The organism is Flectobacillus major DSM 103, from assembly GCF_000427405.1.
In the GTDB taxonomy this organism is placed as follows: domain Bacteria; phylum Bacteroidota; class Bacteroidia; order Cytophagales; family Spirosomataceae; genus Flectobacillus; species Flectobacillus major.
In genome coordinates this window covers 2,383,900-2,397,152 of the sequence record NZ_KE386491.1, presented here as the reverse complement: position 1 = coordinate 2,397,152, position 13,253 = coordinate 2,383,900, and the positions used below count along the sequence as shown (strand labels likewise).

Here is a 13,253-nt window from a genome sequence, read left to right as displayed (position 1 = left end):
TATGAAAAAATATATTTTTAGTGGAATTCTTATTTTTAGTAGTGTAGTGGTTTTTGGGCAGAATCGCCACCAAACCAATACCTCTTCAAGCAAAACCTTAGACAAACCTTTAAAAGTTGTGCCAGCTCCTTCAAAGCCTACCAAGGCTTCTGAAGGGCTGTATATAGTGGCTAAGCATCAAAAAAACTCCATATCTCTTCGTTGGGCACCACTGACACAGGCTATTTGGCAGTTGGGCAAGCAGTATGGCTATATACTCGAAAAAAGTACCATCAAACGAGATGGCAAGTTGCTTACAACCCCTGAAGTGAACCAGCCTATTTTGCTTGAACCGATTGATCAAATGGAATGGCACAAACGTTACCCACAAGATGATTATGTCAAAGCAACTGAGCCAATATATTTTGAAACCCAAGAAGAAAGAATGGAAACCGATACCGCTGTTGTCAGCGGAACACTCAAGGGCAAATACGCATTCTCGGTGATTTGTGCCGACCTATCGCCCAATGTAGCAACATTAATGCGTTTAGGCTATCATGATTCGAGTGTAAAAAACAATGAAGAGTATCTTTATCGTGTACGGGTAAATCATCCTAGCTATCAGACATTGAAAGCCTATAATCAGCTAACAGCAGGCTTACAGCTCAATATCCCTCAATATGCACCCGAGCATCTGAGCGATGTGGATTTTGCAGATAGTACTGTTACCTTACATTGGGATGAAAGTACCTATAATATTTATTCGGGGTATATTATCGAACGCTCTGACGATAATGGGAGTACCTTTACCCGTGTCAACAAAGCACCTTTTGTTCCTGTCGAAAATACACTCCAAGCCAGTGGAATTGTATATGCTTGTAAAGTACCTATTTTACACAAAAATTATAGGTTTCGGGTAAGAGGGCTCGACCCATTTGCTGAGCCCAGTAAACCCTCAAATACAGTACAGGTATATGCTTATCAAACCCAGCTAGTAGGAGCACAAAACCTCAAGGCAAGTTTCCCGGCTAAAAATACCGTAGCCATTAATTGGGAATATCCCGACTCGCTACAGCGTAACCTCAAAGGTTTTATGGTGTACAAAACCAAAAATCTATCTGACCTTACCAAGGTTACGCCTTCTCCTTTGGGTTATAATACACACATTATGCTCGATAAAGTAGCCGATGGAGATGAAAACCTCTACTATATTGTCAGTGCTGTAGATTTGAGAGGTAAAGAAACACAATCAGAACCCCTATTCGTGTCGATTATTGATAGTATCCCTCCCAAAAAGGTAACGAAACTTCATGGTAAAATTGATAAAAAAGGGGTTGTCAAAATAGGTTGGTGTACATCAGGTGAGCGAGATTTGTTTGGTTACAATGTTTTTAGAGCCGAAGGTGATACTCCCAACCAAACTTTTTTAGTAAAGGTTATTACTTCTCCCGATACTAATTTAATAGACACGATAGCACTTCACGCATCTTCAAGAAAAGTACGATATATTATTGTACCACTCGACTACCATTCCAATATTGCTAGACAACACGACACTTTAGTGCTTATACGCCCCGATATAACACCGCCGTACCCTCCCAAGATTAATTACTTATCTCTGGGCGATACCAGTGTAACGGTGAAGTGGTCTGCCAGTATTAGTGAAGATGTTTCCGTTTATCAGCTCTACAAACAATTATTGCCCGATACAGCCAAATTGTTGGTAAAAATATATCGTACCACAGATACACTAAGTTTTGAAGATACACAAGTAGAAGAACAAAAGCCTATACGGTATACGATTAGAGCCGTCGACAGCGAAGGGCTCGTATCAAACGACTCTTGTGCTCTCAATGTTACAGTGCCACGCCCCCATAGATTGGCTGGTGTCGACAACGTGCGGATTCTTTATGATGCCAAAAATATCCGAGCACACCTTACATGGCAATACTCCAATAGGCGGGCTATCAAGGCTTTCTATGTATATCGACAAAAAGACCAAGGCGATTTGGTTAAAATCAGCACTTTGTCGGGGCAAATCTTTGAGTTTTGGGATGAAAATCTTCAACCAGGGCTTTATACTTATCGTTTGATGGCTCATAGTACCGACAACATTATTTCGATAAAGGGTAAAGCTATTACCCTCAAAGTGAAATAAAATAGAACAAAATACAATTAATCTAGCTAACCATATCATATATGCCTACATCTAAGTTAGTTCTACTTTATGCGTCCTTGTTTTTTGTGCTATTAGGAAGTTTATTTAATCCAACACATGGACAAGACTTGGAGGCAGAAGCCAAAAAACTCCGTGAATTAGGAGGAATGCCCTCGAAAATATGGCAAGAGGGTATCAAAATTAGTGGGGGACTTAGTAGCAATACCACATTTTACCAAAACAATATTTTAGATGAAAATGGTAGACTCCCTTTTGAATCTATTTTATCAGGAAATATGACTTTTGACTTTTTTGGAAAAGTCAAAATGCCTTTTACTTTTACCCTAAACAGTCAAAATGTATCATTCAAAAGCCCATTTGATGAGCGTTTACGTTTTCAACAACCCTTCAATCGTTATCAGTTTAAGCCGACTTACAAAAGCCTAACAGTGTTAGTGGGTGTTAGTAGTATGACATTTTCCCCTTATACACTCAATGGTCATCGCTTTGAAGGTATAGGTGTATTATTCAAACCCAAAAAGAAGCCATATTATGCCAGCTTCATGAAAGGAGTATTTCAGAAAAATGTTTTGATAGATACTTCTGGTCAAACCCGCAACAACCGCCCAGCTTATACCCGTAATGCTTGGGGGGGGCAGGTTGGTTATAAGTCTAAATTGTACACAGGTGAAATATCTTTTTTACGTTCACTGGATGCCCTCAACTCTTTGCCCTATACTATCGATGCCTTTGCTTTACCTCAGGCTAATGTCGTATTGGGCTTGAAAGGTAAAGCTACTCTATTTAAAAAATGGAATGTGCTTGTTGATATAGCTTATTCGGGGCTTACCAAAGACATCCGCAATGCCAATAACGAACCTCTCAGTAATAACTTCGATTTTGGAGGATTGTTACTTGTTAATCGCAGTACTGTATTACGGAAAGCTCTTAAAACAGGAATACAATATGACGGAAAAGGTTTTAAGGTGGGTTTGGATTATAGCCGAGTAGACCCCGATTATACTACTCATGGAGCTTATTTTTTTGTAAATGACCTTGAAAATATCGCCACCAATGTTAGTGGACAAGCTCTTGAACGAAAGCTGTCATACAATTTATCATTAGGTCGCCAGCACAATAATCTAGACAACAACAGTGCCAACCTCCAAACGCTTTGGCAATGGGTAGGCAGTGCGGGGCTAAGTTATGCCCCGTCCGAAAAACTTATGGCTTCGATCAACTATTCAACTTTCCAGAGTTATACCAATCTCCGTAGTGACTTAGAATATCTTACGAGTATCGGCCCTTACGCAGGTTTAGATACACTTAATTATCGACAAATTAACCAAAACCTACAAATAATGTTACTTGGTCAATTACCTAATAGTACCAAAGAACACACCAAAATGTTGTCTATCAATGGATTATACCAAGGCTCAAGCAATCAGCAAGGCGGACTACAACAGAATATTGATATTGCTAGTCTCAATGCTCAGTATAGCAATACTTTAACTGCTAATCAACGGAGCTATGCTTTTGGAATAACCCTTACCCGCAACGATTTGGTGGTGTCTCAAGAATGGCTTATGGGGCCAAGTTTTAATTACACTTATAGCTTTTTAAACAAACTCCTCAAAGCTCAGGGGATACTCACGTACCTAAAAAACCTCAAAGGCAATAACCAGTCGAGCGACTTGTTCAACACTCGTATCAGCCTAGGTTATACTCCTAACAAACAGCATAACCTATCCTTGGGTGTTCTTGGGATGTACCGTAATATACTATCGGCACAAACTGCTGGCAGTACTTACTGGGACATGACCGTTACCTTTGGCTATCAGTATAGTTTTCAAGGGAAATTATGGAAGCCCCAAAGTACACCCAATGGTGCAGGAGCTTCGCCTTGACAAAGAGTTTAATGAAGCTGTTTAAACAAATTTGGATTTGCCGCAAGGATGCTATCAAAATAAAAAAATACATGGTTGTATAAATGCTGGCCCATTGGGAAATTATAAAATTTTAAACCGCTACTACTATAGTAATTGTGTAAACTTAGATTTCAGAGGTAATTATTTGATAATCTGTTGTTTATTTTCAAGTCAGGAGCTCTTGCTTAATGTCCTAAGTGTTTTCAAACTCTATATACAACGCTATCTACGCTTTTCATGAGAAGACATCTATTTACATTTTTATTCATACTGCTTTATTATACAACCTTGGCACAAAACTACCCTGTAAGTGTACAAGCAGTACTTCTTGCCAAAGGGAATACCTATTGGGGTAATTTCTATTCACCCGATTTTTTGAAGGTGACAGTCTTACTAAAAGATAACGCTCAAATGTCGGGGAATGTGCGGATATTTGCCCGTATCAAACTAGAACGTACAGGAATAGTTATTCAAAATCCCGATGATTTTGTAGCTACACGAGGTATTCCTGTTAGTTTTGGACAGCCTGTTATTCTCAGTGGGGCTGATTTATCCGAAAACTTTTTGTTCCAAAACATTCAGTCATCGGGTATCGACGAGCGTATTTTTAGCCAAGGGGGTTCTTTACCGAGCGGATACTGGACACTTCGGGTGATATTTTACGAATATGATGCCTCCAGAGGTTATCGTCAAATATCGGATGAAGCCCTTGCCCCTTTAACTGTTTATAATGGACACCCCCCTCTGTTACTAGCCCCTTCAACAGGGAGCGAAATCGACATCCAGTATAGCCCCAATGTACTATTTCAGTGGCAGCCACGAAGTACCTCGGCCTTGGGCGGAGCGGCAGGTATGGCTTATCGTTACGACTTGTGGGAGCTTGGCACAGACGAAGACCCCAACGATGCTGCCAATGGCAAGTCGCCTATTTTTACGAAAATGGTTAATATGCCATCGCTCTTATACGATGCCACGAATCCCCCTTTGGTAGCAGGGCGGCATTACGCTTGGCGAGTACAAGCCATAGATGCAGGTGGCGGTACAACCTTCGACAACGATGGCTATAGCGAAGTCTGGCAGTTTCGATACGGGCAGACTTGTGCTACGCCACAAAACATTGTTTTAGAAGGGATTGGTAGTGGTTTTTCACAATTAAGCTGGCAAAATGTAGAGCATGCCAGTCGTTACAATATTCGTTGGCAAATATCTCCCAACAACGACTACGAAAGCCAAAGTACACAATTTAGTTATTTAAACTTGGTGTTGGCATTACCCAATAGCTATCGTTTTGAGGTACAGGCACATTGCAACAATGGCGAATATAGCAGTTGGAGCGATCCACTGAGCTATCCACAAGTCACTCGAAGTCTTCAGAGTATATCCACGAAAAAAAATGCGGATGCTAGCCACTCAATAACCAACACCGCCACAGGACTAAGCAATCCACTAGAATTGTGGGTTAATGGTGCCGATATAAACCCCGAGGCCCTTCGAGCTTTGGAAAATGAGCTTGCTCAAGTACCAGGCAATGGCTCACCGACAGAGCAACGCTGTGGAGTAAGCCTTGTCAATAGTACCAATAGTTGCGAAGTAGCTCCAAGTAGTAGTTACAGCGGCACAACCCCATTCGTTAGCTTTGTCAACGGTACTGTTTATATCAATGGCTATGATATACGAATCACGAAAGTGAATAGTATCAATAGTGGTGAAGGCTTATTGTATTTTCCCTATTTGGGCAAGCGTATCCCCGTAGAATGGCAAGGAGTTAGTATTCTTAAAGGCGAAGGCGAATACGGTTGTATAGTTTCGGGGAATGTAGTAGCCATAGGCTCAGACAACACGACCCTTAGCAGCGACTTAAATGCTCAAATACAGGCACTCTATAACTCTCTAAACAGCCCTGGGAGTTATACAGGAACGTTTGGGCAGGCGATTGAGGAACTCAAACGCCTATCCACTTTATTAAAAGACCCAAGCCAACGCACACAAGAGCATCTTAAATTACTAGGGAGTGTAAGTAAAGCCAGCAAAAAAGGAATCGGAGATATTAAGAGTAATATGCTTTTAAGTTATAGTAGCATAGATAATCTACCAACCGACGGGAGACTTTTTGTTAGCCAGAGCGAAAGTATTTTAGCATCATTGACCCAACTGGAAAACTGTGTGTCGTCTGAAGCAGTGGAAAGTAGCAGCAAAAAGAGTGCCATAGGCAGTAAACTGAAGCTATTAAAGCTTATAGATTGTTTAGATACAGGCGGTCTTCTGGATAATACTACTGATTTGGCTAATAGCATGGAGACCCATCTTCGAGCATGGACCAACTTTCAGGGTTTACTATCAGGCAGTAGTGTAGAATGTGGATGTCCACCTTTCAATGTACCCCTTAATGATGGCAACTGTCAGACGGTTATAGTGAATCTTGAACAACTTAAGCGAACCATCAAAAGTAATGAGAGTACAATACGCATAAGCCAACCCGTTCTAGCGGTAGGTCAAATAAAGATAGGAGATGTTTGTATCGACAAAGTATATATACATACCCAAGAAAGCCCAAGCTTTGAGGTATCACTGTCAAGCAAAAAGAAAACAACGATGGGAGTAGAGTTTGATATTAGTAATTCTACGAACAAATATAAAATAGACATACAAGACACCGAAGCTAAAGAAGTTAAAATAGATGCCGTTTGGAAGTATTTGGGAGGTAAAGTTCCAGAGCATCAAGCCACTTTCCCTATTACTGGAGCACAGTTGCATGATATATTTTCGGGAACTTCACAAGAGAGATGCGACGAAGTGGCAAGTATTATTAATAAGTACAGCGATGAATATGGAATTGATAATGCCGAAAAAATGAGTCATTTTATTGGACAGATAGGAGCAGAAACACAATTAAAAACATTGGATGAAAAGTCATATTCGGCTTCAAGAATTTTAACGGCCGATAAAACAAGGACGCTAAGAACACACAATGGGAAAAAGGTGCTAAAATATTGCTCGCTTTTTGAAGGATATTCCTCAGATGGAACGGGCTGTCCATATCCTTATTGTGATGAAGATATAGTTGTTCCTGAGGGTAGCTACAGTGGTAATTATGCAACTACAACATTTATGCAAGGAATGGGCAAAACTGTAAAGAGTATCATGGTAGATGAATTACCTCGTGACCCCAATTTTTTTAGCGTGGTATATGCTTGTCAGTTAAATAATGGTGGTATCGAAACTGGAGATGGGAATCGTTTTAGAGGACGAGGTTTCATACAAATCACAGGGCAATCCAACTACCAAACAATGGTACAAAATAAGTGGAATCAGGTACATGGGTCAGGCACAAAAGATTTTATGTGTAGAAGCACGGAATGTGACAAAAATCTAGATGAAATTGCCAATGATTTAGATTTCTCAATGCTTATATCACTAACTTTCTGGAAGGCAGGTAATACAAATGAAAAGGCAAATATAGTTGATGAATCAAGTATCAGAAAAGTAACAAATGCAGTTAATGGCCAAGAAATTGGATTACCACAAAGAATAAACTATACAAACAAAGCGTATGAAACACTTAAAAAATAAACTAATGATAGTTTTGCTTTTTATAGCAAATATTGGTTGTGGACAAAATAGTAGTAATATTTCCTCAAATCTCAAAGATTTTGAAGGAATATGGCTTTTTATTCCACCTGATTGGAGTAATGATACAACTTTTACTTCGATAAAAGTATTAAAAAATAATATCAGGTTCAATATTTTTTATTGGAAGAAATCCGAAAAAGTAAATCTAGATTCCATGCTAATCGGTTTTGCTCCTCAGAATAAGGAAATTCAAAGGTTATCAGATTTAGTTGAAGTTGGTACACGAATGTATTTTTTTACACCCAATCCCAAAGCTCCCAATGATAGTATAAAATACTTTGAGGAAGCAAGTCCTAGTTGTTTGGCTATGTACAACGGTATAGCTGGAGAGGAAGAATTTAGTCCACCTGAAAAAGGTAAACCCAATTATTTTACCTTTAATTTTAATGGAAGAGAAAATGAATATCATCAACAAATACATCATTTACCTAATTTAATTGTGCAAGCTCTTTGTCGTAATAGTACAGAAAAAATCAAAGTAGAAATGTTCTTAAAAATCAAGTATGCTATGATAAAAGTCCCTAAAACATTTATTTTTGAGGAGCTAAGTTCGCCCAGTAAAATGTACCTACTCAAAAACGACCCTGTTGAAGTGGTAGAAGAAAAAAACGGTTGGTTAAAAGTTAAATATTATCCTGAAAAAACTGGACAATGGATTGGCAAGACCATCGAAGGTTGGATAAAAAAGAGTGATATAGAATAAGTTAAGGCAAGTCGAAAGGCTTGCTTTTCTTTTTAATAACCAGTTATCTTTCGTTAGCCTTGTCAACAGCACCGTTTATATCAATGGAGTCATCAAGGTTTATTGTATTTTCCCTATTTGGGCAAGCGTATTCCCGTAGAATGGCAAGGAGTTAGTATTCTTAAAGGCGAAGGCGAATACGGTTGTATAGTTTCGGGGAATGTAGTAGCCATAGGCTCAGACAACACGACCCTTAGCAGCGACTTAAATGCTCAAATACAGGCACTCTATAACTCTCTAAACAGCCCTGGGAGTTATACAGGAACGTTTGGGCAGGCCATTGAGGCGATGAAAACCAAGGCTCAGGAGTTATTGGATAAAATTGCAAGAGGAGAAACTCCCACTAAAGAAGACTATAAAGGCTACAGCAGTATTTGTAAAGCCATTGACAAAGGTTTAAAAGCTTGGAAAACCCAATTAGATGAACAATACGGAGGAGCAAACTCTGATGTTCCAGCTATCAAACAACTTTATAATGATATTGCTGCGGTTCAAGCAGACATTTTGAAAGATGTAGATTGTGATGGTACAGGCTATTGTCCAGCTTTACATCAAGAAACAGATTTATTCTATGCCTCGCTTGAACCTCCTAAAATGCCTATTCATATTCCAGATTTAGGAGTTTTTTTGCTAACTAAATGTAATTTAGAACTTGGGAAGGCAAATGCCTCGAAACTGACAAAACTCTTGGGAGATTATAACGAACTTAAAAGACCTGCTCCACACCCCAATCTTGCTGATGTAGCAGCACAATTGGCTGATAATCCAGCATATATAAAAAGTTTAGAATTATTTGATGATAATGATAGAGTGTGGCACTTCGCACAAAATAAAAATTTACAAAACAATATTTCTAAACCCAGCTATTTTCCAGAAAATGCTAATAAGTTGACCGATTATTTAAAAAACTTAGATGAGAGGAAAAAGCGAGTTTTAAAAGATATTGCAGGCATCGGTGCGGATAATAATGCAACTTTGGGTGATTTTGACAAATTAAAGCAAGCATACGCAGATTGGCCTGATAGATATGATGTCTATTATCTTGGAGCAAATGGAGCAACATGTAGTTTTTTTGTGGGAGAATGTCTTTACAAATCGGGATTATTGACTACGCAAAGTAAATATCTGTCTGCTTTGGAATTACGAAACAGCTCACTCTTTGCCCATATAAATAAAAAAAGGAGATATTGTATCTTTTGATGGAGGTGGTGGAGTATATCATGCTGAAATTATTACTTCAGTTGATAGAAATAATAATACATTTTGCTCTCGTGGAGCTGGTAGAAGTATTTCATTTTTAGATAGGCTATTTGGAGGACAAATTGATGGAGTAGAAAAATGTGATACAAATGTTCCCTTTGATAATGTAAGAGAGTTTGATAATGATTATAAATTGCAATTTTTAAGACTAAAAAGATGAAAAAAATTTTATTAACAATCACAGTAATAGTAATATCTATCATTATTACTTTTTCTACGGACATAATAGTTATTTTATCTAAAGGATTCGGAACTTATGGATCTAATCATGTATATCCTGAAGAATTCTCAATTGGAGTAAAAGGTTCTTACGAAGCAAATATGCGTAGAGTTATTAATGCTTTTATATTATGTGTATATGTGTTTATAAGAAACCAATCTGTATTCAAAAATTTGACATTTATTTCATTATTTCATGTGTTATTTTGGCAAGTAATTTTTAAATTCAAACATCCAGAAAGTATAATAAATAGTATAAACACAGATGTAAAATACTTTATTGAATACTCAATGGATTATTATTTAGGTATCTTCATTTCCTATCTGTACTGTATAGTAGTTTGTAAATTTTTTATTGGAAGTTATAATAAATGGGATAAAAAAAATAGGAAGTTACAGTTTTAAAGGAGTATTGCTCAAACAAGCTAAGTTTGCTTAAGAAAATAAGTAAGCTTGGCTTTTTTTATGTATAATCCATTAGTAATTGACTTGGTTGTGATGGTCTGATTGACTATCTAACAGGAGATGGAAACTGCCAAACGGTAATCAAAGAATTAGAAAGAATAAAATTAAATTTGAAGTCAGGTAAAAATATTGCCTATCTAAAAGGGCAAACCTTGGGAGGAGTTGGGCAAGTACAAATCAATAATGTTTGTATTGACAATCTACAAATAAAGTTTTCTACCGACGGGCCTTTCAAAATAGACCCTAATAGTAAAACAAAAACAAATCAAGGTATCAATTTTTCAGAACCAAACTCAACGAATATCTTACTTAGTGTAAATGTACAAGATTCGGAAAGACAAAAAGAAAAAGTGGATGCCGTTTGGGGGTTTTTGAGTGGGGATAAAACCAATGCAACCTTCCCAATAACGGGTGAGCAATTGCACAATATATTTCAGGGAACAGACTTAAGTCGTTGTACTGAAGTAGCAAATATTATTAATAAGTATTCTGATAAATTTGAACTTAACACCCCGTTAAGAATGGCTCACTTTTTAGGGCAAATTGGGTGGGAATCAAATCAACTTAAGGCTATGGGAGAGGGAAATGGGGAGGGAACCTGTTTTAAAAAAGCGAGTGGTCAATGGAATAATATATGGTTTAGACAAACGTGGAAAGAAATACCATTTAGCAAAGAATGTTCTGATGCTCCAGATGACAATCAATCAAAAGAAAAAATACTCAAAAATGGTTGGGACAAAATTGAAGACGTACCTAAGAGATATATTTGCGATGGAGGAGAGGTTTCTTCAAGTGAGGCTGGAAAAAGACTTTATTGCTTTGTATATCGTTGCGAAGGAGGAAATGGCGATGAAAATTCTTGTGATGGATATCGATATCGAGGTCATGGAATTATGCAACTAACATGGAAAAAACAATATATTGCATTTGATAAATGGCTTCAATCTAAAGGTTTTGTAGCAGACTATAATAAATCCCTATCTGATCCAGATGAAGGTTTTAAGAACACCGAGTTGAATGTACTATCGGGAATGTGGTTTTGGAATAAAGCTGATTGTAACAACACCGCTGATACAATTGAAAGTGGTTCTACACAAAGCGAATTTGATAAAATTACAAAAAAAAATAATACTGGATTAGATGCCAGTGATAAACGTAAAGAAATATTTGAAAACTCTTATTCTATTTTAAAGAAATGAAAACAATAAGCCAAATTCTAATACTGATACTACTTTTTTCCTCTTTAGAAGTTGTATCACAAGTAAAAACCAGTACAGAAAAAGTATTAAATAATGTATGGTATTTAGATACTGTAAATCTTTATCCCAAATATAAATATGAGAACTATCAACAGTTTATAACATTTGATAAAAATATAAGATATCAAGCAAATTTTTATCCAAAAGATGTTAAAGCTTTCAAAGGCAATATTTCTACAATACAATACTATTTCTTACCTGATACTGTTTTTAATTTTTTTACTTCAAACAACTATGATAACGATAGTCTAATTATTATTTTTTTTAATAATGCTAAAAATAAAAAACTTCTATCCTCTGAAGTTCCATTAGACTTTTCAAAAAAAATAAATGTAGCTCATGTTGTTCATATTATTAGTAATTCTGAACAAATTATTGATGCTCATTTATATAACTATGATTTTTATGATGAAGATACTTTTGTACAGTATGGGTTCGGTTGGACTCCTGGTCAACCTCAAAATGGGCTTACATTCAGAAAGGCTAAAAATGTTCCTAATGAAATTTTGAAGAAAGAAAGTATCTTCAAGAAAGTTAGGTTCAGGAATATATTGTCTCTAAAAACGTTAGTCTATACTTCTCCAAACACTATGTCGAAGAATTATTTGAAAAAGGGTGATGAGGTTGAGGTCTTAGAAGAAAAGAATATTTGGTTGAAAATACGATTTTATGGTAGTAAAATCATTGAAGGTTGGATAAAAAAGAGTGATATAGAATAAGTTAAGGCAAGTCGAAAGGCTTGCTTTTCTTTTAATTACCAAATAGCACTACCCCATTTACAAGCCTTGTCAATAGCACCATTTATATCAATGGAGTCATCAAGGTTTATTGTATTTTCCCTATTTGGGCAAGCGTATCCCCGTAGAATGGCAAGGAGTTAGTATTCTTAAAGGCGAAGGCGAATACGGTTGTATAGTTTCGGGGAATGTAGTAGCCATAGGCTCAGACAACACCACCCTTAGCAGCGACTTAAATGCTCAAATACAGGCACTCTATAACTCCCTAAACAGCCCTGGGAGTTATACAGGAACGTTTGGGCAGGCCATTGAGGAACTCAAACGCCTATCCACTTTATTAAAAGACCCAAGCCAACGCACACAAGAGCATCTTAAATTACTAGGGAGTGTAAGTAAAGCCAGCAAAAAAGGAATCGGAGATATTAAGAGTAATATGCTTTTAAGTTATAGTAGCATAGATAATCTACCAACCGACGGGAGACTTTTTGTTAGCCAGAGCGAAAGTATTTTAGCATCATTGACCCAACTGGAAAACTGTGTGTCGTCTGAAGCAGTGGAAAGTAGCAGCAAAAAGAGTGCCATAGGCAGTAAACTGAAGCTATTAAAGCTTATAGATTGTTTAGATACAGGCGGTCTTCTGGATAATACTACTGATTTGGCTAATAGCATAGAGACCCATCTTCGAGCATGGACCAACTTTCAGGGTTTACTATCAGGCAGTAGTGTAGAATGTGGATGTCCACCTTTCAATGTACCCCTTAATGATTGGCAACTGTCAGACGGTTATAGTGAATCTTGAACAACTTAAGCGAACCATCAAAAGTAACGAGAGTACAATAGCAAGAAAGCCCAAGTTTTGAGGTAGTACTCCAAAGT

General features: G+C 37.4%; 9 protein-coding genes. All 9 read left to right on the top strand.

The features are described 5' to 3' along the window. Position 1: 1 nt before the first annotated feature. Complete coding sequence (locus FLEMA_RS0114970; RefSeq protein ID WP_026995684.1) at positions 2–2,137, top strand: fibronectin type III domain-containing protein; 2,136 nt, start codon at positions 2–4, stop codon at positions 2,135–2,137. A gap of 41 nt (positions 2,138–2,178) precedes the next feature. Next, complete coding sequence (locus FLEMA_RS0114960) at positions 2,179–4,044, top strand: hypothetical protein (protein ID WP_144080089.1); 1,866 nt, start codon at positions 2,179–2,181, stop codon at positions 4,042–4,044. A 309-nt stretch (positions 4,045–4,353) separates the two neighbouring features. Further along, positions 4,354–7,635, top strand: a complete 3,282-nt coding sequence (locus FLEMA_RS0114925) for a hypothetical protein (RefSeq protein ID WP_144080088.1) — start codon at positions 4,354–4,356, stop codon at positions 7,633–7,635. Continuing rightward, on the top strand, positions 7,616–8,398 hold the full coding sequence (locus FLEMA_RS0114915) for an SH3 domain-containing protein (RefSeq protein WP_026995679.1): 783 nt from the start codon (positions 7,616–7,618) through the stop codon (positions 8,396–8,398). Before FLEMA_RS0114925 ends, FLEMA_RS0114915 begins: the two co-directional genes overlap by 20 nt. A gap of 117 nt (positions 8,399–8,515) precedes the next feature. After that, the gene (locus tag FLEMA_RS68625; RefSeq protein WP_144080087.1) at positions 8,516–9,637 is read left to right on the top strand and encodes a hypothetical protein; all 1,122 of its coding nucleotides are present in this window, start codon (positions 8,516–8,518) and stop codon (positions 9,635–9,637) included. 216 nt (positions 9,638–9,853) lie between these two features. Next, a complete protein-coding gene (locus FLEMA_RS68620) occupies positions 9,854–10,321 on the top strand; it encodes a hypothetical protein (protein ID WP_044171413.1) in 468 nt (155 codons plus the stop codon). 170 nt (positions 10,322–10,491) lie between these two features. Further along, complete coding sequence (locus FLEMA_RS68615) at positions 10,492–11,580, top strand: glycoside hydrolase family 19 protein (RefSeq protein ID WP_044171410.1); 1,089 nt, start codon at positions 10,492–10,494, stop codon at positions 11,578–11,580. Then, positions 11,577–12,359, top strand: coding sequence for an SH3 domain-containing protein (locus FLEMA_RS0114830; RefSeq protein ID WP_026995675.1), 783 nt, complete (start codon positions 11,577–11,579; stop codon positions 12,357–12,359). The genes FLEMA_RS68615 and FLEMA_RS0114830 overlap by 4 nt, the downstream gene beginning before the upstream one ends. Positions 12,360–12,483: 124 nt before the next feature. Further along, entirely contained in the window at positions 12,484–13,176 is a 693-nt protein-coding gene (locus tag FLEMA_RS68610; RefSeq protein WP_044171406.1) for a hypothetical protein, read from the top strand. Positions 13,177–13,253: the final 77 nt, after the last annotated feature.